22 protein-coding genes are annotated in these 21,846 nt (G+C 67.4%); 11 read left to right on the top strand and 11 right to left on the bottom strand.

Annotated elements, in window-relative coordinates:
* Positions 1-423, bottom strand: coding sequence for a pyridoxamine 5'-phosphate oxidase family protein (locus tag QSJ19_RS10140; RefSeq protein ID WP_286320118.1), 423 nt, complete (start codon positions 421-423; stop codon positions 1-3).
* Between the two features lie 92 nt (positions 424-515).
* Positions 516-2,258 (bottom strand): glycerol-3-phosphate dehydrogenase/oxidase, encoded by a 1,743-nt coding sequence (locus QSJ19_RS10135; RefSeq protein ID WP_286320117.1) that lies wholly within the window; start codon positions 2,256-2,258, stop codon positions 516-518.
* A gap of 54 nt (positions 2,259-2,312) precedes the next feature.
* On the opposite strand from QSJ19_RS10135, the gene glpK reads away from it, so the two are divergent.
* Together glpK and QSJ19_RS10125 are read left to right on the top strand one after the other, a co-directional pair.
* The gene (gene glpK, locus QSJ19_RS10130; protein ID WP_286320115.1) at positions 2,313-3,821 is read left to right on the top strand and encodes a glycerol kinase GlpK; all 1,509 of its coding nucleotides are present in this window, start codon (positions 2,313-2,315) and stop codon (positions 3,819-3,821) included.
* A gap of 129 nt (positions 3,822-3,950) precedes the next feature.
* Positions 3,951-5,261 carry an HNH endonuclease signature motif containing protein gene (locus QSJ19_RS10125; RefSeq protein WP_286320306.1) on the top strand — a complete coding sequence of 437 codons (1,311 nt, stop codon included), beginning with the start codon at positions 3,951-3,953 and terminating at the stop codon, positions 5,259-5,261.
* A gap of 3 nt (positions 5,262-5,264) precedes the next feature.
* Here QSJ19_RS10125 and QSJ19_RS10120 read toward each other — a convergent pair whose 3' ends face one another.
* Positions 5,265-5,699 carry a hypothetical protein gene (locus tag QSJ19_RS10120; RefSeq protein ID WP_286320112.1) on the bottom strand — a complete coding sequence of 145 codons (435 nt, stop codon included), beginning with the start codon at positions 5,697-5,699 and terminating at the stop codon, positions 5,265-5,267.
* Positions 5,696-6,895, bottom strand: coding sequence for a hypothetical protein (locus tag QSJ19_RS10115; RefSeq protein WP_286320111.1), 1,200 nt, complete (start codon positions 6,893-6,895; stop codon positions 5,696-5,698). Before QSJ19_RS10115 ends, QSJ19_RS10120 begins: the two co-directional genes overlap by 4 nt.
* Positions 6,896-7,135: 240 nt before the next feature.
* Between QSJ19_RS10115 and QSJ19_RS10110 the strand changes: the two genes are divergently transcribed.
* Both QSJ19_RS10110 and QSJ19_RS10105 read left to right on the top strand, forming a co-directional pair.
* On the top strand, positions 7,136-7,528 hold the full coding sequence (locus tag QSJ19_RS10110; protein ID WP_286320110.1) for a hypothetical protein: 393 nt from the start codon (positions 7,136-7,138) through the stop codon (positions 7,526-7,528).
* A 41-nt stretch (positions 7,529-7,569) separates the two neighbouring features.
* A complete protein-coding gene (locus tag QSJ19_RS10105) occupies positions 7,570-8,187 on the top strand; it encodes a DUF3558 family protein (RefSeq protein WP_286320109.1) in 618 nt (205 codons plus the stop codon).
* 132 nt (positions 8,188-8,319) lie between these two features.
* Here the strand turns inward: QSJ19_RS10105 and QSJ19_RS10100 are convergent, their stop codons facing one another.
* Positions 8,320-9,723, bottom strand: a complete 1,404-nt coding sequence (locus QSJ19_RS10100; protein ID WP_286320108.1) for an NAD(P)H-quinone dehydrogenase — start codon at positions 9,721-9,723, stop codon at positions 8,320-8,322.
* A gap of 152 nt (positions 9,724-9,875) precedes the next feature.
* On the opposite strand from QSJ19_RS10100, the gene QSJ19_RS10095 reads away from it, so the two are divergent.
* The gene (locus QSJ19_RS10095; protein ID WP_286320107.1) at positions 9,876-10,358 is read left to right on the top strand and encodes a gamma-glutamylcyclotransferase family protein; all 483 of its coding nucleotides are present in this window, start codon (positions 9,876-9,878) and stop codon (positions 10,356-10,358) included.
* A gap of 7 nt (positions 10,359-10,365) precedes the next feature.
* Here the strand turns inward: QSJ19_RS10095 and QSJ19_RS10090 are convergent, their stop codons facing one another.
* Entirely contained in the window at positions 10,366-11,559 is a 1,194-nt protein-coding gene (locus QSJ19_RS10090; RefSeq protein WP_286320106.1) for an amidohydrolase, read from the bottom strand.
* A 10-nt stretch (positions 11,560-11,569) separates the two neighbouring features.
* Positions 11,570-12,268, bottom strand: coding sequence for an enoyl-CoA hydratase/isomerase family protein (locus QSJ19_RS10085; protein WP_286320105.1), 699 nt, complete (start codon positions 12,266-12,268; stop codon positions 11,570-11,572).
* 36 nt (positions 12,269-12,304) lie between these two features.
* Here QSJ19_RS10085 and QSJ19_RS10080 point away from each other — a divergent pair, with 36 nt between their 5' ends.
* Genes QSJ19_RS10080 through QSJ19_RS10070 form a run of 3 tightly spaced genes read left to right on the top strand, consistent with a single transcriptional unit; the run spans position 12,305 to position 15,535 of the window.
* Entirely contained in the window at positions 12,305-13,108 is an 804-nt protein-coding gene (locus QSJ19_RS10080; RefSeq protein WP_286320104.1) for a purine-nucleoside phosphorylase, read from the top strand.
* Between the two features lie 2 nt (positions 13,109-13,110).
* Positions 13,111-14,760, top strand: a complete 1,650-nt coding sequence (locus QSJ19_RS10075; RefSeq protein WP_286320103.1) for a phospho-sugar mutase — start codon at positions 13,111-13,113, stop codon at positions 14,758-14,760.
* Positions 14,744-15,535, top strand: coding sequence for an ABC transporter ATP-binding protein (locus QSJ19_RS10070; protein WP_286320102.1), 792 nt, complete (start codon positions 14,744-14,746; stop codon positions 15,533-15,535). Before QSJ19_RS10075 ends, QSJ19_RS10070 begins: the two co-directional genes overlap by 17 nt.
* Positions 15,536-15,548: 13 nt before the next feature.
* Here the strand turns inward: QSJ19_RS10070 and upp are convergent, their stop codons facing one another.
* Positions 15,549-16,172, bottom strand: a complete 624-nt coding sequence (gene upp / locus QSJ19_RS10065) for a uracil phosphoribosyltransferase (RefSeq protein WP_286320101.1) — start codon at positions 16,170-16,172, stop codon at positions 15,549-15,551.
* A gap of 50 nt (positions 16,173-16,222) precedes the next feature.
* Here upp and QSJ19_RS10060 point away from each other — a divergent pair, with 50 nt between their 5' ends.
* The 3 genes from QSJ19_RS10060 (at position 16,223) to QSJ19_RS10050 (ending at position 18,872) form a co-directional block, all read left to right on the top strand.
* Positions 16,223-16,549, top strand: coding sequence for a type VII secretion target (locus QSJ19_RS10060; RefSeq protein WP_286320099.1), 327 nt, complete (start codon positions 16,223-16,225; stop codon positions 16,547-16,549).
* Positions 16,549-17,484, top strand: a complete 936-nt coding sequence (locus tag QSJ19_RS10055) for a C40 family peptidase (RefSeq protein WP_286320098.1) — start codon at positions 16,549-16,551, stop codon at positions 17,482-17,484. The genes QSJ19_RS10060 and QSJ19_RS10055 overlap by 1 nt, the downstream gene beginning before the upstream one ends.
* Before the next feature lie 86 nt (positions 17,485-17,570).
* Positions 17,571-18,872, top strand: a complete 1,302-nt coding sequence (locus QSJ19_RS10050) for a SatS C-terminal domain-containing protein (RefSeq protein ID WP_286320096.1) — start codon at positions 17,571-17,573, stop codon at positions 18,870-18,872.
* Between the two features lie 4 nt (positions 18,873-18,876).
* Here the strand turns inward: QSJ19_RS10050 and QSJ19_RS10045 are convergent, their stop codons facing one another.
* Genes QSJ19_RS10045 through QSJ19_RS10035 form a run of 3 tightly spaced genes read right to left on the bottom strand, consistent with a single transcriptional unit; the run spans position 18,877 to position 21,736 of the window.
* Positions 18,877-20,010 carry an adenosine deaminase gene (locus tag QSJ19_RS10045; RefSeq protein ID WP_286320094.1) on the bottom strand — a complete coding sequence of 378 codons (1,134 nt, stop codon included), beginning with the start codon at positions 20,008-20,010 and terminating at the stop codon, positions 18,877-18,879.
* Positions 20,007-21,338: a thymidine phosphorylase gene (locus QSJ19_RS10040; RefSeq protein ID WP_286320091.1), complete on the bottom strand. Its 1,332-nt coding sequence runs from the start codon at positions 21,336-21,338 to the stop codon at positions 20,007-20,009. The genes QSJ19_RS10045 and QSJ19_RS10040 overlap by 4 nt, the downstream gene beginning before the upstream one ends.
* Entirely contained in the window at positions 21,335-21,736 is a 402-nt protein-coding gene (locus QSJ19_RS10035) for a cytidine deaminase (RefSeq protein ID WP_286320089.1), read from the bottom strand. Before QSJ19_RS10035 ends, QSJ19_RS10040 begins: the two co-directional genes overlap by 4 nt.
* Between the last annotated feature and the right edge of the window lie 110 nt (positions 21,737-21,846).

Below are 21,846 nucleotides of genomic sequence, written 5' to 3'. Positions count from 1 at the left end.
TCAGACCGGGTACCGTTCCGGCTCAGGACCGAACAGGAACCGTCGACCGCTGATCTCGGTGACCGCGATCTCGACGTAGTTGTACTTCAGCGTCGGTATCCACGGACGCAACGGCAACTCGTCGGCCTCGGCGATCTCGTGAGTCGAGATCAGCACGCGTGCAGTACCTTTGACGACGACACTCCAGCCACCGACGTCGGTGTGATCGTCGGCCTCGAAGGCGACGTCGCCGTTGACCGCAACCTCGGAGAGCTTGGTGCCCTCACCCGTGCGGAAGACGACGCGCCCGTCGGCGGCATGGTGATTGACCGGGAAGATGTCGGGCTGTCCGTTGACACTCAACGCAATTCGTCCTAGCGATACACTCGCCAGAAGTTCCCAGGCCTCGTCATCGGTGAGTACGTGCACCACATTGTCTACCATGATCCGTCCTTCTGCCATAAACCATTGTTCCTCCCACAGGGGCGGCTCGGACAGGGGCGAAGGTCCCGACTTCACTCGCCGGGATCACGGATTCACTCCGGTACAGGCACCGGCTCGAGGATCTCGGGTCGCGCCTCGGGTGCCGCCGCGCGCAAGGCGTCGGCCGAGTCGTCGTCGGGTTGGCGCTGCGACGCGATCTCGGCCTCGACGCGCGCGATGTACGTCGCGACCTCGAAAGCCGTCTGCTCGGGCGTCCATCCGAGGATCGGGGCCAGCAGGTCGGCGACCTCCTGGGCGCAATCGACTCCGCGATGCGGGTACTCGATGGCGATGCGTGTGCGCCGGGCGAGCACGTCCTCCAGATGCAGGGCCGCCTCGTCGATCGCGGCGTAGACGATCTCCACCCGCAGGTACTGCGGTGCCGCGGCCACCGGCCGCATCAGGGACGGGTCGGCGACGCCGTAGTAGAGAACGTCGTCGATCAGCGATCCGTAGCGGTTCAGTAAGCGGCGAATCCGGTACGGGTGCAACCCGAATCGTTGTCCGAGGTGCTCGCACTGGTTGATCAGCGCGAAGTAGCCGTCGGCGCCGAGAAGTGGGACGCGTTCGGTGATCGACGGCGCGACACGTGTCGGGATGAAGTCGGTGCAGGCGTCGACGGCGTCGGCCGCCATCACCCGATAGGTCGTGTACTTACCGCCCGCGATGGACACCAGGCCGGGTGCCACCGTCGCCACGGCGTGCTCGCGGGAGAGCTTCGAGGTCTCGTCGTCCTCACCGGCCAGCAGCGGCCGGAGACCCGCGTAGACACCCTCGATGTCGGCGTGCGTGAGCTTGGTGACGAGGACCTCGTTGACGCGCTCGAGGATGTAGTCGATGTCGGCGCGGGTGGCGGCCGGGTGTGCGAGGTCGAGGTTCCAGTCCGTGTCGGTGGTTCCGATGATCCAGTGTGTCTCCCAGGGGATCACGAAGAGCACCGAGTTCGCGGTCCGCAGGATGATCGCCGTCTCGCTCACGATGCGATCGCGCGGGACCACGATGTGGACGCCCTTGGAGGCGCGGACCTTGAAGTGACCCCGCTGTTTCGACAATGCCTGGACCTCGTCGGTCCACACTCCGGCGGCGTTGATCACACAGTGCGCGCGCACCTCGGTGGTCTCGCCGCTCTCCGAATCACGAACGCGGACACCGAGAACACGATCGGCCTCACGGAGGAAGCCGACGACCTGACTCGAGGTGCGGATCACCGCACCGTAATTCGCTGCCGTGCGCGCGACGGTGAGGCTGTGCCGGGCGTCGTCGACGACGGTGTCGTAGTAGCGGATGCCGCCGATCAGCGAGTTCCGCTTGAGCGCGGGCGCCACACGCAGTGCACCCGAGCGGGTGACGTGTCGTTGGCCGGGAACCGATTTCGCGCCGCCCATCTGGTCGTACAGGAAGATCCCGGCAGCCACATAGGGGCGCTCCCAGACGCGGCGGGTGAGTGGGTAGAGGAACGGCAGAGGCTTCACCAGATGCGGTGCGAGCAACCGCAACGACAGCTCACGTTCGCGGAGTGCCTCCCGCACGAGTCCGAACTCGAGTTGTTCCAGATACCGCAGCCCGCCGTGGAACATCTTCGACGACCGGCTCGAGGTGCCCGAAGCGATGTCACGTGCCTCGACCAGCGCGACCCGCAGCCCGCGTGTCGCGGCGTCGAGTGCCGCGCCGACGCCGACGACACCACCACCCACGACGACGATGTCGAACTGGTCGCTGGCGAGCCGCCGCCACGCCTCGGCCCGGTAGAGCGGACCCATATCTGCTGGTCGATCCGGGTTGAACTCGGTGTTCATGATTCCCGAGCGTAGTTGATGTGGGCCGGGCGCACCGCGTGCGACACTGGCGGCGTGGGCAACCCAAGCACATACGTCGCCGCCATCGACCAGGGCACCACTTCGACACGGGCGATGATCTTCGATCGCCGCGGGCGGGTCGTCAGCAGCGAGCAGATCGAGCATCACCAGATATTTCCGCAGGCAGGGTGGGTGGAGCACGATGCCGCGGAGATCTGGCGCAACACCCGCCGGGTCGTCGCCGCAGCGCTGGCCTCCGCCGACCTGAAGCACGGTGACATCGCCGCATGCGGCCTGACCAACCAGCGTGAGACGACTCTCATCTGGGACCGCGAGACCGGTGCACCGATCCACAACGCCATCGTCTGGCAGGACACCCGGACCAACGACCTGTGCACCGCCCTCGCCGGCGATGTCGGGGTGGACCGGTATCGCGATCGCACCGGGCTACCGTTGTCGACCTATTTCGCCGGCCCGAAGATCCGCTGGCTGCTCGACAACGTCGACGGCGCCCGGGAACGCGCCGAGGCAGGTGAACTCTGCTTCGGCACAATGGATTCCTGGACTGCATGGAACATGACCGGCGGACGCGACGGCGGCCTCCACGTCACCGATGTCACCAACGCGTCGCGCACCATGCTGATGGACCTGCGCACGTTGCGCTGGGACGAGCAGATCTGCGACGAGATGGGCATCCCGACGTCGCTGTTCCCCGAGATCCGCAGTTCGTCGGAGGTCTACGGGCCGCTGCGCGAGCACGGGTCGCTGCCGGGCGTCCCGCTGGCGGGCATCCTCGGTGATCAGCAGGCCGCCACCTTCGGGCAGGCCTGCCTCGACCCCGGCGAGGCGAAGAACACTTACGGAACGGGAAATTTCCTGTTGTTGAACACGGGGACCGAACCGGTGTTCAGCGACCACGGCCTGCTCACGACCGTTTGCTACCGGATCGGCGAGCAAGAGGCGCGGTACGCGCTGGAGGGATCGATCGCGGTGACCGGCTCGCTGGTTCAGTGGCTGCGTGACAATCTCGGCCTGTTCGCGCGGGCATCGGAGATCGAGTCGTTGGCGGCGAGCGTCGACGACAACGGCGGTGCCTATTTCGTGCCGGCGTTCTCCGGTCTCTTCGCACCGCGGTGGCGCCCCGATGCGCGCGGAGTGATCGTCGGTCTGACACGGTTCGTCAACAAGGGCCACCTCGCACGTGCCGCGTTGGAGGCCAGCGCCTTCCAGACGCGGGAGGTGATCGAGGCGATGCAGGCCGACTCCGGTGTCGAGTTGTCGACGCTCAAGGTCGACGGCGGAATGGTGGTCAACGATCTGCTCATGCAGTTCCAGGCCGACATCCTCGACGTGCCGGTGGTTCGGCCGGTCGTGAACGAGACGACCGCGCTGGGCGCCGCCTACGCCGCGGGTCTCGCGGTCGGCTACTGGGAGTCCGAGGACGAGATCCGCGAGAACTGGGCGGAGGACAAACGCTGGGAGCCGTCGATGGGCGACGACGACCGCGATCGCCTGTACAGCGGGTGGAACCGTGCGGTCGAGCACAGTCTCGACCTTGCCTGAGGCATTGTCCTGCGGGACACCGCAAAACCATCCGATCTGGATCGTCTGATCGGCGGCCGACGACCCAAGTTGTCACACCCCCGCGATATCGTGGACATCACAGTCGATCACGAGACCTGGGGGGCAACGATGATCGAAAAGGCAAGGGATCTCCACGATCTGGCCACAGAGTTGGCAGGCGCGGCTGCGGCCTGCTCGCAGGAGGAGGCGTTCGCACGCCTGGAGGGACTCGAGGAGATCAAGGCCGCCTGCGCCGCGGCACAGGCGCGTGAGACCGCACAGATCGATCAGCTCCGACTTGACGACGAGGTGGCACGCGGTGTTCCCGAGCGACGCCGAGGCCGGGGTCTATCCTCGGAGATCGGGTTGGCGCGCAAAGCTTCTCCCACGCGCGGCGCGCAGTACCTCGGCTTCGCTCGGGCTCTCGTCCACGAGATGCCGCACACCCGTGCGGCGTTGGAGACCGGTGTGCTGACGGAGTGGCGCGCCACCATTCTGGTCCGCGAGACGGCCTACCTCACACGGGAGACGCGCACCGAGATCGACAGACTGGTGTGCGCTGATCCGACGTCGCTCGTCGGCGTGAGCGACAAGCAGCTCGAGGCGACGGTGAAGAAGCGCGCCTATGAACTCGATCCGGAGGCCGTCGTCGGTCGTATCGGAAAGGCACAGAAGGATCGTCGGGTATCGGTACGCCCGGCGCCCGACGTGATGGCCAAACTGTCGGCATTGTTGCCGTTGGCGCAGGGCATCTCGGTGTACGCCGCCCTCAAGACCTATGCGGATTCCGTTGTCGGCGGAGACGATCGAACGCGTTCGCAGATCATGGCCGATACTCTCGTGGAGCGGGTGACCGGGCAGTCGAAGGCCGCGGCGGTGCCGATTGCGGTCAACGTGGTGATGTCGGAGCGGACGCTCCTCGGCGACAGCAACGAGGCGGCCGAGGTCGAGGGCTACGGACCGGTGCCGGCGCATGTGGCACGACGCCTGATCACTGACGGGTTCGCAGCCGACAGTGAAGTCGCGACCAGCATTCGTCGTCTCTATATGCGTCCAACTGACGGATCATTGGTATCGATGGACGCGAAGTCTAGGTGCTTCCCGAAAGCGTTGGCGCACTTCATCAAGATGCGTGACCGGATCTGTCGGGTGGACTACTGCGGAGCAGCGATCGAGGAGATCGACCACGCCCTGCCCCACCGACTGGGCGGAGCCACGGACGCCGAGAACGGGAATGGGCTCTGCCGCGCTCACAACCACGCGAAGGAGGCCGACGGGTGGACGTTCACGGTGCACCAGAGCGACGGCGGACATGTGATCGACATCGTCACTCCATTCGGGCGGGGGCATGCCAGTACGGCAGCGACTGCGGTGGGCTTCCGCTTCGTCCACGACAGCCTGGTGGATGCGCGACTACGCGCAGCTCTCAACGCGGCGTGATGCTCACTCGACGAAATCGCTGAGGATCGCGACCACACCTGCGCTGCCCTTCATCGCGGCCGCAGCCTCGTAGGCGGCGTCGCGGAGTGCATCGCGGGGGTCGACTCGGTTGTTGACTCCATGCGCAAGGCAGTTCAGCGCCCGGGCCTGGAAGAAGCACTGGTGGTGTGCTGTCGTGTCGCCGCGGCGTTGGTGGGCGAACCCGTCTCGGTCGCGGGAGTACATGAGCGACTCGACGTCGAGCCTCGTCTTGCCCGAGACCTGTCCGTGTTGGCGCCACTGTGCGAGCGCCCCTCGCACGACCTCGGAGCCGCCGAGGTCGTTGACGTCGATGGCGGTCAGGGCGAGGAGCTGCAGGCATCGCGAGATCTCGGACTCCGGGACCTTGTCGACGAGCGCAGCGACGCCGCCGGGCAGGCGCTCGATCCTGTGCGTCACCGGTCTTCCGATTCGGGCTTCGCGGGTGGCGCCCAGTCGCCGATGACCGGCGGGCTGACCAAGGGCAGGGTGCCGACGATCTCGGCGCCGTTCTCCTTGGTGTGCAGATAGTGCGGTGTCTTGTGCTCGTCGTCGCCGCCCTTGTTGGATCGCGCACCGTGCGGGGCACCACCGAGGGGTGCGGCCCCCGCCCGACCGGCGCCGCCCGGCACACCCGACACCGGCGCCGACGGATTCGCCACCCCCGACGTGGGCATCGCACCCATCAGTCGGCGGGCCATCGGCGTCATTCCCGAACCCGAACCGGTGCCCGCGCTGGAGCCGGTGCCGCTGCCGCCTGGAAGGGCGCCGCTCACCCGAGGCGCACCGCCCGGCGCACCTGCCATGCCTGCTGCCGGGATTGCTCCGCCTGCCATGCCCGCAGGTGCGGTTCCGTTCATGCCGTCGGCTGTTCCTCGCCCGCCGCGGGTCAGGCTGTCTGGGTCGTCGGGTCCACCGCCGTTGTTGTTCGCCGTCTCGTTGCCGAGCGACAGCGGCTTGTCGCCTGTGGACGCCGACGCGGGCGTGGCCGTCGTCGGACCTGAGCCGCCGCCGTCGGGAGCACCAGCCGTCGGCGTCGAGGACTTCCCGTACTCGCCGAGGTCCGAGACTCCCCCGGACGTCGAATGGGTGGCACTCGACGTGAGGTTTCCACCGCCACCACCGCCGCCGCCATCGGACGGTCCGCTCGTCCCCGAACCGATCAGTCGGGTCTCGCCGGCGATCGACCCGGCCGGCAGACCGCCCTGGGCGTCGTTCATCGGCATCGTGTAGGTCCCGGACATCAAGGTGTCGACGGCGTTGCGTACGGTCGGCGCCGACTCGGGAGACTCCTTCAGCGCCGCACGCAGGGATTCCAGCAAGGATTCATTGGACTTCGCGGAACTGACCGCGTCCGCGGCCGCAGTCATCGCCTTGTGCGCTTGCGAGGCGGTCTCGGCGCCGTTGCGGATGTCGCCGGCAGTGCCCTGTGCAGATCCGACACTCACGTCGACGGCGTAACCGAGGAGTGTGCCGCTGCCCGATCCGAAGGCCGCGTCGATGTCGTCGGCGACGCCGTTGGCCTCGTTGATCGCCTGCAACACGGCCTCGGCATCACCTCGTGCGTCGCCGTCGCGCATGCTCTGCAGGATGGAGATGATCTCGTCGAGCGCCATCGATCCCCAGGGAGACTGGCCTCCAGCCGATGCCTGGGTGCCGGGAGTCGACCGCTCCTGGCCGCCCAACCACAGGTGATTGCTCGCATCTTGGCCATCGTCCGGCGGCACAATCCCCCCTATGAGCTCGTCCGACCCGTGGACACCCGCGAGAATACAGCCTTCAGTATTATCTTCGGGGCACGGGAACCATGGGTGTGTACTGTGCGTCCAAGTCGTGACGCCACATGAGGGGGATGGATGACCGACTACTACCCGCTGCCGGGTGACTCCGTCAGCATCCCGAACTCGTCGACCCCGTCGACCGTCCCGCTCGACGGCGGCACCGCCTCCGGCGGAATCGTGAAGCTCACCGCTGGCGAGTGGGAGAAGCGGGCGCAGGTAGCGGCGGATGGGGCGGCGCGGTTGGCCGCGCTGACTCAAGCGTTAGCAGGGACCGTGGGCAGCAATCACTTTGGAGATTGCGATGAGGGCACTAGCATGTACGAAGCGCTCAGACCGATAATCGAAACTTGGGTGAATCAGCTTCACACGCAAGCAGTGCAACTGTCCACCTTGTCAGACGCATGTTTGCGAGCTGACGAAACAATTACCTCAGTAGACGCCAGTCTCACGCCAGACATTCCCACCTGATGCAGGCTATAAATCACTCCTCATTGCGTAGGTGTAAAGCCATGTATGGCATAGTTCTCGCATTGACTCTTGGAATACTTGGATGCAGCACCAACGGGCAGGCCATCGGGCAAAAGAGCGGGACAAGCACAAACCCTTCGACGACTTCAACTTCGATCCGCCAGACGGATGATGCTGGAAAATCGCTGCCATTCACAACAGCTTTTCCCAATCGTTGGAGCACGAACAACGACGGCACTGCCTTCGAGCCTTGCACTGCTGACGCAAAGGCTAAGCGGAGCGAGCTGGGTTTGAACGAGAACACGGTTAAAGACGCAGCGATTGCAGACTTCCAAACTGTCCGCGGATGCGTGTGGCAGTTCAACAATCCGCGACTAGCATCCTTATCGCAGCATGTCGGCGATTTTGACGGATCATTATCTCGATACAAACAGACTCAGTCAGGCGGAACTATGCGATTCCGACCTGATACGAAGATCGATAACCGTATCGTCGCGGTCTACACGGTGCGGGACTATCAGTGCACTACAGTGGTTCAGTCCGGAGAATCGATGATCCTCACGACTGTCATGTACGTGGTTGATAAACCCACAATCGACGAAGCTTGCGACACGGCCATTGACTACACACGCGCAACCATCAGCCAAATCCCCGAGTAATCAGCCGCGCCCCCTTCGTGACACTCGGCTATCGCCTCGTTCCTCAGGGAGCAGGGCACGCGGCATCGCCTCATTCCTCACGGAACAGAGCACGCGCCATCGCATCCTCACTCAGAAACCCCGCGCCCAACCTCAGTCCAGATCGTCGTGCCGAACCAACTGGCGCGCGGCCTCGGTGACCGATCCCGACAGCGACGGATAGACCGAGAAGGTCTGTGCCAGATCGGAAACCGTCAACTTGTTCTGCACGGCGAGGGCGATCGGGAGGATGAGTTCGGAGGCGGTCGGCGCGACGACGACACCGCCGATGACCACACCGGTGGCCGGGCGGCAGAAGATCTTCACGAAGCCGCGACGCAGTCCACTCATCTTCGCGCGCGGGTTCGTCGCCAGCGGCAGCATGACAGTCCGTGCGGGATACTCGCCGCTGTCGATCGCCTTCTGCGACACGCCGACAGTGGCGATCTCGGGACGCGTGAAGATCGCGGACGCAACGGTTTTCAGTTTGATCGGGCTGACGCCCTCGCCCAGCGAATGGTACATGGCGATGCGGCCCTGCATGGCGGCGACCGATGCGAGCGGCAGCAGACCGGTGCAGTCGCCTGCCGCGTAGATGCCGGTAACAGAGGTACGGGAGACACGATCGACGGTGATGTAACCGCCGCGATCGATCTCGACGCCGGCGCGGTCGAGTCCGAGATCGCCGGTGTTCGGGACGGAACCGACGGTCATCAGGACGTGTGAGCCGGTGACGGTGCGCCCGTCGGCGAGGTGCGCTGTCACCGAATCCCCTTGCCGTTCCACCTTGTCGGCGCGAGCGTGCTTGATGAGTTCGACACCGCGTTCGGCGAGTGCGTCCTCGAGGACGAGCGCGGCGTCCTCGTCCTCCCCGGGCAACACGCGGTCGCGACTCGAGACCAACGTCACCTTCACACCCAATTCCGTGTAGGCGTGCACGAACTCGGCGCCCGTCACACCGGAGCCGATGACGACGAGATGCTCGGGCAGTTCCTCCAGGTCGTACAGCTGGCGCCAGTTGAGGATCCGCTCGCCGTCCGGTCGGGCATCCGGGAGCACGCGTGGGGAGGCACCGGTCGCGATGAGCACGACGTCTCCTTCGAACCGCTCGGTGGTGCCGTCATCGAGCGTGGCGACGACACCGTGTGTGGACACGCCGATCTGCCGTTCATCGAGCTGCGCCCGACCGGAGACGAGCTTGACGCCCTCGCTGATCAGTCGCGAACGGATGTCGGCCGACTGTGCGAACGCCAGATCGCGCACCCGCTGATGGATCTGCGGAAGGGTGACCAGAGCATCGTCGGTGCGGATGTTGATGCCGAGATCGACCGCCTTGCGCACCTCGGTGCGGATTCCGCTCGACGCGATGAACGTCTTGGACGGCACGCAGTCCCACAGGACGCACGCACCGCCGACGCCGTCGGAGTCGATCACCGTGATGTCGGCGCCATACGCGGCCGCGGCCAACGCCGCCTCGTAGCCGGCCGGGCCGCCGCCAATGATCACGATCTTGGTCACGTCCACCACTCCTGTCGTCGTCGCCGGCGCGGTATGTGGGCTGCTCGCGCGCCGGATGTCGCCTACCAACCTAGTCCCCCGGCGGTCGGCCGTCGCACGCTCGGGGGAGGCCCAGCTTTCGCGCCGCGCGCGGAGCATCTAGGCTTTCGCCCGTGCCGATATACGCCGCCTACGGGTCGAACATGCATCCCGAGCAGATGGCTGAGCGTGCACCGCACTCCCCGATGTCGGGAACCGGGTGGCTGCACGGCTGGCGTCTCACGTTCGGAGGCGGCGACATCGGCTGGGAGGGCTCTCTCGCCACCGTCACCGAGGACCGCGACGACCCCGACTCCAAGGTGTTCGTCGTCCTGTACGACGTCACCGGCGAGGACGAGGAGAATCTCGATCGCTGGGAGGGTTCGGAGCTCGGCATCCACGTGAAGCTGCGGGTCCGCGTCGACACGGCGGACGGTCCGGTGCTGGCATGGCTCTACGTGCTCGACGCATACGAGGGTGGACTCCCGTCGGCCCGCTACCTGGGCGTGATGGCCGAGGCGGCCGAGATCGCCGGTGCACCCGCCGAGTACGTGCAGGAACTTCGACTCCGCGAATCCCGCAACGTGGGCCCCGGCCCGGGCCCCGTCGAACCCTGACCCGACCTCACACTTCGCCGAGTGCGACTCCCGCCAACGTGCGGACGCCCACCTCGAGCGCTCGCTCGTCGATGTCGAAGTTGGGCTGGTGCAGGTCCACGTGCGGCCCGATGCCGTCCCAGACCCCGAGACGCCCCATCGCTCCGGGCACATGTTCGAGGTACCACGAGAAGTCTTCACCCCCGGGTGACTGCGGGGTGTCGGCAACTGCGTTCGGCCCGATCTCGGCAACGGCCGCTCGCAGCAGGCCGACGGCCAGCTCATCGTTGACGACCGGCGGGACGCCACGGAAGTACGACAGGTCGTACCGCACCCCGAGCGGCGCCAGGAGTTCACCGATCACGCTGCGGACCAGCGGTTCGAGCTCGGACCACATGGTGTGGTCGCCGGTGCGGACCGTCCCGAGCAACCGACCTTCCTGCGGGATCGCGTTCGGCGCACTTCCGGCATGTGCGGCACCCCACACCATGACCGTGCCGGACCGCGGGTCGATGCGCCGCGACAGAATGCCCGGCAGGCCGGTGATGACGGTTCCCATCGCGTAGACGAGGTCGCCGGTGAGATGCGGACGCGACGTGTGGCCCCCGGCCGAGTGCAGTTGCAGGTCGATGTGATCGGCAGCCGACGTCAGTGCACCGGATCGCAGCCCGACCGATCCGACCGGCAACTTGGGGTCGCAGTGCAGAGCGAAGATCCGGCTGACCCCGTTCATGACTCCGGCGGCCACGGCGTCGAGCGCGCCGCCCGGCATGACCTCCTCGGCCGGTTGGAAGATCAGCCGGACACCGACGGGCAACTCATCGAGCGACGCCAGCAGCTTGGCGACACCCATGAGGATGGCGGTGTGCGCGTCATGACCGCACGAATGGGAGACACCTTCGACGGTGGAGCTGAACGCCAGCCCGGTGTGCTCGGCGATCGGCAGCGCGTCCATGTCGGCGCGCAATGCGATCCGCGGCTTGTCGCCCGGGCCGATGTCGCAGACGACACCCGTGCCGAGCGGCAGTCGTCGTGGTTCCAACCCCGCGGCGGTCAGTTCGACCATCACCAACTCGGTGGTGTTGACCTCCTGGCGCGACAGCTCCGGCTGGGCGTGGATCTGCCGCCGCCAGCGCACCACGTCCTGCGCATTCGCCGCCCACCACGCGCCGATGACGTCGCGGGGAGCGACCGGGTGGATGCCGGATTCGGTCACAGCCATGGCGTCACCATCACAGCACCGACGAAGGTGTGGTGATCTGCAGATCCTCGAGCAGCGGACGCCGTAGTCCCCGCTTGATCTGACCGAGGTTCGGGCCGGCCAGCGGGGCGCGCTCGGTGGCGAGCTCCCGAGCGCGGCTCAGCAGCGTGTCGACGTCGACGGCCTCGTCGACGATGCCCGCGGCCAACGCATCGGCACCGCCGTAGCGCTTCGACGTCAGCATCGCCTCGGTGGCAGTCGCATCGCGCAGGCGCGTCCGCAGCAACGTGCTCATGCCGCGGGTGAACGGCATGCCGAGCGCGGCCTCGGGCAACGACCAGAAGCCGCGCTCGGTGCGCATCACCCGGACGTCGGCGCACAGGGCCAGCATCGCGCCCGCGCCGAAGGCATGGCCGTTGATCGCGGCGACAGTAGGGACCGGGAGGGTCAGGAGTTTCACGTAGAGCTCGTGCACGCGGTCGAGATAGCGCGGCAGTCCGCTCGCATTCGCCGCGATGTAGTCGGTGTCGAGTCCGTTGGTGAAGAACTTGCCGGTGGCCGTGATCACCAGTGGCTTGGTCGGCTCGGCGGCGATCTGATCCAGGTGGTCCCTTACCGTCGCGATCCATTCGATCCGGAACCGGTTGTCCGGATTGGACTCGTCGAGTTCGACACCCTCGGCGCCCAGGTAGAGCTCGGTGACATCGCCCGCGGAACTGAGAAACGGCATGTAGCGACCTTATCGCCGGGCATTACTGTTGGGCCCATGGACCCCACTGCCGACGCCGACGCCGCTGCGATCGCGGCCGCGGCGACGATCGCCGCCGAGACCGATTGCACCAGGCACGACGTCGCGGTGGTCCTCGGGTCGGGCTGGGCACCGGCGGCCGAGGCCTTCGGCTCACCCGTCGCCAGCGTGCCGATGGCCGATCTGCCGGGGTTCACACCACCCAAGGCCGCAGGTCACGGCGGTGTCGTGCACTCGGTTCGCGTCGGTGATCGGCGGGTGCTCATCCTGCTCGGACGCATTCACGCCTACGAGGGCCATCACCTGTCGCGGGTCGTGCACCCGGTCCGGACCGCGGCCGCCGCGGGGGCGCACACGATCGTGCTGACGAATGCTGCCGGAGGACTGCGCGACGACATGTCCGTCGGGCAACCGGTCCTGATCAGCGATCACCTCAATCTGACGGCGCGGTCACCGCTGGTCGGTGCCCAGTTCGTCGACCTCGTCGACGCCTACTCACCCGCATTGCGCGACCTCGCCCGCACGATCGACCCGACACTGGCCGACGGTGTCTACGCCGGATTGCCCGGCCCCCACTACGAGACGCCCGCGGAGATCCGGATGTTGCGCACCCTCGGAGCGGACCTGGTCGGCATGTCGACGGTCCACGAGACCATCGCCGCACGCGCCGCGGGTCTGGATGTGCTCGGCATGTCGCTGGTCACCAACCTCGCCGCCGGGATGACCGGCGAACCACTCAGCCACACCGAGGTTCTCGAGGTGGGTCGCGCATCGGCGAGCCGCATGGGCGAGCTGCTCGCGTCCATCATCGGTCAGCTCTGACCATGACGGTGACCGAACCCGACGACTGGATCGACGGCGATCCGGACCCGCGCACCCGGCGTGAGCTGGCCGCGCTCGGCGCCGACGACCTCGCCGAACGTTTCTCCGACACTCTGCATTTCGGTACCGCCGGCCTGCGGGGACCGGTCCGGGCGGGCCCGAACGGGATGAACGTCGCCGTCGTCACCCGGGCCACCGAGAGCCTCGGACGATGGCTCCTCGACCGGGGCAACGCCGGCGCCACCGTCGTCGTCGGCCGGGACGCCCGCCACGGTTCGTACGAGTTCGCCACCGCTGCAGCCGAAGTCCTCGCCGCTCAGGGTTTCGATGTCGTCGCCCTGCCGGGCGCGACACCGACCCCGCTGGTCGCGTTCGCCTGTCGCGACCTCGGAGCCGCGGCCGCCGTCACCGTCACCGCGTCGCACAATCCCCCTGCCGACAACGGCTACAAGGTGTATCTGACCGGGGGCGCACAACTCATCCCGCCGGCCGATGCGGAGATCGAGTCACTGATCTCCGGCGCGCCGCCGGCAAAAACCATTGCGCGACAACCGGTGTCGTCGGACTGGCGGGCCTCGTTGAATGCCCGCCGCTATCTGGACCGACTGGACCGACGGTTCGGACGTGTCGAACGATCCCCCGTCCGCATCGCCCTCACCGCGATGCACGGCGTCGGTGGCGCGACCGCGTTGACCGCGTTGCGCCGCGCCGGATTCGACGACGTGCATGTCGTCGCGGATCAGTTCGCGCCCGACCCCGACTTCCCGACGGTACGGTTCCCCAATCCCGAGGAGCCCGGCGCCGCCGACCGACTACTGACCCTCGCCGACGATGTGGACGCCGACCTCGCCATCGCCCTGGACCCCGATGCCGATCGATGCGCGATCGGCACACGCGCGCACGGTCACTGGCGCATGCTGACCGGCGACGAGACCGGCGCCCTCTTGGGACGACATCTGCTCTCGACCACCGATCTGGCCGATCCCGTCGTCGCCGCCACGATCGTCTCCGGATCACTCCTGGCGAAGGTCGCCACCTCGATGGGCGCGCGGTACGTGACGACCCTGACCGGCTTCAAATGGCTTGTCCGCGCGGGTGAACCGCTGCTGTACGCCTACGAGGAGGCCATCGGACACTGCGTCGATCCCGGTGCCGTGCGCGACAAGGACGGCATCGCCGCCGCCATCGTGGCCGCCCTTCTCTGCCACGAACGTCGATGCGCCGGTGACGATCTCTCCGGCGCACTCGACGAACTCGCCGTCGAGCACGGCGTGCACGTCACCACGCAACGCTCGATCAGGGTCACCGACCTCGACGAGATCACCGAGCTGATGGCGGATCTACGCCGCACACCGCCGACCGTGCTCGCAGGTGTGCCCGTCCGGACCGACGACTTCGCCACCCGCGACGACACCCTGCGCACCGACGCGCTGCAGATGACCGGTACGTCGACCGATGGCGTGACGGTCCGCGTGATGGCCCGACCCTCGGGCACCGAGCCGAAGCTGAAGTACTACATCGAGGTCGTTGCATCGGCCGCGGCACCGGACATTCCGGACATCACCAGGCACCTGCACGAGGTCGCCGGCGCAGTCGCCGACGCCCTCCCTGTGCACGCTGGATACGGTGAACGGCGTGCACACGGTTTCTGATCCGATCCTGGACGCCACCGACCTCGACGTGGTCCGCAACGGGCGAGCCCTGCTCCACAAGGTGAGCCTGCGGGTGCAGCCCGGCGAACACTGGGCGCTGCTGGGCCCCAACGGAGCCGGGAAGTCGACCCTGATGACGATCCTCGGGGCGCGCGGACATCCGACGACCGGAACGGTCGATGTGTTGGGCAAGCGACTCGGCCGGGTGGACATGCGCGAACTGCGTACCCACATCGGGCACGTCGACCCGCGCTGGCGCATCGACGTCCCACTGACCGCCCACGAGGTCGTGCTGACCGGCCTCACCAACACTCCCGAACTCGACCGTCGCCACACCTACACCGACGACGAGCACCGGCACGCCGACGACCTTCTCGAGCTCCTCGGCATGACCGCACGCCGCGACTCGATGTGGCCGGTCATGAGCCAGGGCGAGCGCGGCCGCACCCTCATCGCACGCGCACTCATGCCCCGACCCGCACTCCTGCTGCTCGACGAACCAGCCACCGGACTCGACTTGGCCGCACGCGAGAAGCTGCTCACCGGCATCGACCAATTGCGTTCCGAGGTACCCGATCTCGCGAGCGTGCTGGTCACCCATCACCTCGAGGACCTGCCCGCCAGCACGAGTCACGCCATGCTGCTTCGGGACGGCGAGGCGATCGCGGCGGGTCTCGTCGACGACGCACTCACCTCGGAGACCATCAGCGAATGCTTCGACCACCCCGTCGTCGTGCGGCGATCGGATGGCCGCTGGGCAGCCGTCGCGGCCTGAGCGTCCGAGCTGATCAGCGCGGCCCGAACTGGCGGTCGCCGGCATCACCGAGGCCCGGCACGATGTAGGCGACGTCGTTGAGCCCCTCGTCGACCGCGGCCACCACCAACCGCACGGGATGGCCTGACGACTCGAGCGCGGTGACCCCCTCCGGCGCGGCGACAACGCAGACCGCGGTGATGTCGGTGGCCTTGCGCGCCATGAGCAACTCGATGGTGTGCAGCATCGACCCACCGGTCGCCAGCATCGGATCGAGGACGAACACCGGCAGTCCGGACAGATCGTCGGGCAGCGACTCCAGATAGGGCACCGGCCGCGCGGTGGACTCGTCACGCGCGACACCGACGAAACCGACGTGCGCCTCGGGCACCATCGCGTGCGCCTGCTCCACCATGCCCAGCCCGGCACGCAGCACCGGCACCAACAGCGGCGGCGTCGCCAGCCGTGACCCGTCGACCGCCGTCAGCGGCGTCTCGATCGAAACGGTCTCGCTCGGGGCCCCGGCCAGCGCCTCGTACACGAGCATCTGTGTGAGGTCCGACAGGGCCGCCCGGAACCCCGCGTTGTCGGTGCGCTTGTCGCGCATCGTGGTGAGCCGGGCGGCGGCCAGCGGATGATCGACGATCTGTACCTGCATGGGAATCACCCTAAGTGGAACCAGACGCGTCGGTCGGGCGTCAGAGATACATGACCGAGGTAACCGCCCACTCCCCCGCGTTGTCCGCCTATGCGCGTGCCCAACACGTCGCCGCCGACGAACTGCGCACCCAGGCCGCCCACCAGAGAGGTGAGGTCGGCGAGCTCACGCCGACCTTCGGCGTCATCGGCGCCGACTTCCTGGCCGCCACCGCGTTCGTGCTCGACGGACGCTCCCGTCGGCTCGACACCGTCGCCGCGCGCCACGCGGATCAGGCTCGCGCCACCCGCGCGGCCGACGACCGCTACACCGAATCCGACGACTCCGCCGCTGCCGCCCTGCGGTCGTCGGCACCCGATCGGGAGCTGTCACTCTGATGCTGACGATCGACATCCTCATCGCACCGCTGCGCATCATGATCACCGCCCTCGGGACCGGTGTGCTGCCACCGGACAACCCCGCCGACCGCCTGCGCACGGCGACCCCACAACTCGAAGAGATCCGGCAGACGTCGTCGGCCGCGACCGATCGCGTCGCCGCGCAATGGCGCGGCACCGGTGCCGACGCGGCCTCCCGGACCGCCGGTCGAGACCGCACCGCTGTCGCGGACGTGGCCGACGACAGCGCCGAGATCGCCACGCTCATCGAGCAGGCAGGCGTCAAGGTCAAGGTGGCCGCCGACCAGCTCGGGGCACTCATCGACTCGTTCGAACGCATCGCCGCAGCACTCGGACCGACCCTGTTCACACCGCAGGGGATCTCGATGATCCTGCCCATCGCCCTCGACCACATCGGTCGCGGCATGCAGATCGTCGCGCGTACGCAGACCGACCTGCGGACCGACACCGACCGCATGATGAGCCTCGGGCGCACCGAGGCGCCTGCCGACGTCTCGCGGCTCTCGCCGGATCCGGTCGCCGGCGGCATCCCGGTCAGGCTTCCGGACGGGTCGGTCGCGTACGCCCCGAACGAACGGGCCGCCAAGGCCGTCGAGGCCGCGCTCAGCCAGCGCGGCGTGCCCTATGTGTGGGGCGGCACCACGCCGAATGGTTTCGACTGCAGCGGGTTCACCCAGTGGTCCTATCGTCAGGCGGGTCTGGAGCTCCCCCGGCTGGCGCAGGATCAGGACACCGCCGGGGTGCCGGTGAGCCAAGGAGACCTGATGCCCGGCGATCTCGCGGTGTGGGATGGCCACGTGGCGATGTACATCGGGAACGACCAGCTCGTGGAGGCCGGCAACCCGGTCCAGACCTCACCGTTGCGCACCACCAACGCCGGTCAGGGCTTCCAGGGATTCTTCCGTCCACGATGAGTCCGGGCCGCGATCCCACGGCGTTCATCGTCTGGTCGCAGGCCCGCCACCCGAGTTCACAGATCCGATCAGTACGCTGTGTCCTCATGGCCGGAGACATCGTCCCCATCGAGCTCGGACTCACCGACGGAAACATCTTCACCCTCTGGGCACCCCGGTGGCGTGAAGGTGACGACGAGTGGGAGGCATTCCTCGGCCTCGACGAGGATCTCTACGGCTTCCCCGGGGTGGCCGAGCTGGCGGCGTTCATCCGCAACGACGACGACAACGATCTCGTGGAGCATCCGGCGTGGGAGACCGTCGTCGGGCTGCAGGCCGACGAACTGGTGCCCGACGACCGCCACTCCTACGACCTCGTCGGAGTGCCGGAGCTGGCCGCCGAGGACCCGTCGCCCGAGGTCATCGCCGAACTCGAGGATGCTCTCGAGATCGTGCGCATCCTGGGCGAGGTCTGCGAACTCACGGTCATCACGAAGTTCTTCAACGGCAATCCCATCCTCGGTGCGGTCACGACCGGCACCCGCAACTTCGTCGGCCGCGAGGGCGTCGACCTGTGGGTGCGGATCGGCCGGTTGATCGCCAAGCACTGGGATGACGTGATCGACGCGATCGACGACGTCATCTCCACCCCGAAGGTCGACCCGGCAGCCGTCGAGACCGCCGAGGCCGAACTCGAGGCGGCCGCGTCCGCCGAGGACGAGGACGAACCGGCCGACGACGACATCGAACTCGTCGAGGGTGCCGCAGCGGCCACGTCCGATGAGGGGTCCGACGACACCGACGATTCGGACGAGGACGACGACCACGACGACGAGATCGACGACGATATCGATGACGACGACTTCTGGGCGGGTGTCGGTATCGACCCGATCCGGATCGTCACCAGCGACGGCGAATACCTATCGCTGCGTTGCTATCTCGGCGACGACCCGGTCTTCCTGGGGAACAACGGGAAGATCTTCGTGTTCGGTTCGTCTCGATCGCTGAGCCGTTTCCTCGCCGACGACGACGACCACGATCTCGCCGACGTGTCGACGTTCGACGAGGTGCGCACCGGCGCCACCGACGGCTCACTCGAGTTCGACGTCATCGACGACAACGTGTACGTCCTGCCGGGTCTGGTCGACGACATCGCCGACGGACCCCGCCGGATGGACCGCAACCAGCTCGACCTCGCCGTCGAATTGCTCACCGACGCCGCCGACTACGCAGACGACGACTCGGTCAACGAGGCGCTCGGCTCGACCACCCCGCTCGGCTGGTTCGTCGACTACGCGATCAATCCCGATCCGAAGCGGATGGCACCGAGTCCGCCGTTCGAGAACGAGTCCGAGGCCTGGCGAGCACTCGTCCACGACTTCGAGGCCCGGCTCGTCAAGAAGTCCTGACGCCTCAGCCGAGCAGCACCGCGTATCCCGGCTTGATGACGTCGTCGATCAGGGCGAGCCGCTCGTCGAAGTGGATGAAGGCCGACTTCATGGCATTGACGGTGAACCGTTCGAAGTCCGCCCAGCCGTAGCCGAACTGCTGGGCGAGCCGATAGAACTCCTTGCTCATCGTCGTGTCGCTCATGAGCCGGTTGTCGGTGTTGACCGTGACCCGGAATCGCAGGCGCGCCAACACGTTGAACGGATGCTCGGCGATCGAGGCCACCGCCCCCGTCTGTACGTTCGAGCTCGGGCAGAGTTCGAGCGGAATCCTGTTGTCGCGCACGAGATCGGCGATCTGGCCGAGTTCGGCACCAACGAAGCTCTCCGCCGCGAGATCGACACCCTCCGGCAGGGTGATGTCGTCGATGACACGCACGCCGTGACCGAGTCGGTCGGTACCGCAGAACGCGAGCGCCTCGTGGATCGACGGCAGCCCGAAGGCCTCACCTGCGTGAATCGTAAAGTGCGCGTTGTTCGCTCGCATGAACTCGAAGGCGTCGAGGTGTCGGGTCGGCGGATGCCCCGCCTCGGCACCAGCGATGTCGAAGCCGACGACACCCTCGTCGCGATAGCGGACCGCCAGCTCGGCGATCTCCCGCGACCGGGCGGCGTGACGCATAGCGGTGACCAGGCACCGCACGATGATCGGGCGCCCCTGGGCCCGAGCCTGCGCCTCGCCCTCGGAGAATCCCGCGAGCACGGCCTCGACCACCTCGTCGAGGGTCAGTCCGCGCGCGAGGTGCTGCTCGGGCGCATAACGGATCTCGGCGTACACCACCCCGTCCTCGGCGAGATCCTCGACGCATTCGCGCGCGACCCGCGCGAGGGCCGAGGGTGTCTGCATGACCGCGACGGTGTGCGCGAAGGTCTCCAGGTAGCGATCGAGCGAACCGCTGTCGGCGGCGTCGCGGAACCACCCGGCGAGTGACTCCGCGTCGTCGGCCGGCAACTCCGAATACCCGACCTCGCGAGCCAGTTCGAGGATCGTCGCGGGTCGTAGTCCGCCGTCGAGGTGATCGTGCAGCAGTACCTTCGGCGCGAGCCGGATGTTCGGCAGGTCCAAGGGTCGGCCGGCGGGCGTGACAGTCATCGTCATGTTCCGACGGTAACGCGGTCGGTGATCAGCGGCGCGCGCTCGCGTCGCGCGTCACCGAGCGAGACCGCAGAGGCGAGCGCCGCCCGTGCCGCCGCGAACCGTTCGGGCGTTCTGGTGTGCAGGGTGAACAGCACGTCGCCGGCGCGCACCCGATCGCCGGGCTTGGCATGCATCGTGATCCCCGCCTCGGCCTGTACGGCCTCACCGGGCACGGCACGACCCGCACCCAGTCGCCAGGCGCCGAGACCGACGGCCATCGCATCCAGCCCGATCACCACGCCGTCGCCGTCCGCGACGACGGTGTCGGTGTGCGGCGCCTGCGGCAGCGGCGCGTCCGGGTCGCCCCCCTGCGCGCGGATCATCTGCCGCCATGTGTCCATCGCCTGCCCGCCGGTGAGATGGTCGGCGGGATCGACATCGCGAAGTCCCGCGGCGTCGAGCATCTCCCGGGCCAGGGCCAGGGTCAGTTCGACGACGTCGTCGGGACCGCCACCGGACAGGACCTCCACCGATTCCGCGACCTCGAGCGCATTGCCCGCGGTGAGCCCCAGAGGGACATTCATGTCGGTGAGCAGCGCGCGGGTCCGCACCCCGGCGGCCTCGCCCAGGGCGACCATCGTCTCCGCGAGCTCGCGGCTCTCCGGTTCCGACTTCAGAAACGCACCGCTCCCGAACTTCACGTCGAGGACCAGGGCGCCGGTGCCCTCCGCGATCTTCTTGGACATGATCGAACTGGCCAGCAGCGGTATCGACTCGACAGTTCCGGTGACATCCCGCAGCGCGTACAGGCGACGGTCCGCGGGCGCCAGATCACCACCGGCGGCGCAGATCACCGCACCCACGCTCTCGAGCTGCGCGGACATCTCGTCCGGCCCCACGTCAGCCCGCCACCCGGGGATGGACTCGAGTTTGTCGAGAGTCCCGCCGGTGTGCCCGAGGCCACGTCCGGAGAGTTGCGGAACGGCGACACCGTAGGACGCGACGAGCGGCGCGAGCGGCAACGTGATCTTGTCCCCCACACCCCCGGTGGAGTGTTTGTCGACGGTGATCATCGGCCGCCCGTCGCGCCGGAGGCCGGAGAAGTCCATCCGACGGCCGCTGTCGATCATCGCCTGGGTCCACCGGGCGATCTCCCGACGGGTCATGCCGCGGAGCACGATCGCCATGAGCAGGGCCGACATCTGCTCGTCCGCGACATACCCTGCCGAGCGCGCGTAGCGATCGACGACCCAGTCGATCTGCGCATCGCTGAGCTCGCCGCCGTCGCGCTTGGTCCGGATCACGCCGATCGTGTCGATGATCTCGGCGTCGGAGGTGTTGGAGGTCACCGGGTCGCCTCCAGATCGTCGGGACCGAACGCGTCGGGCAACAGCGCGCCGAGCGTCGTCGGCGCCGACCGATGGTCGACCGCCAGTCCGTTCCCGCCGTGTTCGAGCAGCACCTGACGGCATCGTCCGCACGGCATCAGCACCTCGCCACGGGCATCGCAGACCGACACCGCGACGAGCCGCCCACCGCCCGTTCCGACGAGGTGCGCGACCAGTGCCACCTCGGCACAGATGCCGAGTCCGTATGAGACATTTTCCACATTGCAACCCAGGACGACCCGTCCGTCGTCGAGTAGGCCCGCCGCGCCCACCGGAAACCCGGAGTAGGGCGCATAGGCTCGCGCGATCATCGATTGTGCGTTGTCGCGCAACAGATTCCAGTCCACTTCGGCGCTCACGGAGAGCTCCTCCCCATCGGTACGGGCGAGCAGGATGTGACATCCCTTACCATCACAAAACTTGGTAAGGCAAACCTAAGTCGAGATCACTTGTCGCCCAGATCGGTTCG

It is taken from the genome of Gordonia sp. ABSL11-1, assembly GCF_030315685.1.
Taxonomy (GTDB): Bacteria; Actinomycetota; Actinomycetes; order Mycobacteriales; family Mycobacteriaceae; genus Gordonia.
This window is presented reverse-complemented; position numbering and strand designations above follow the sequence as displayed.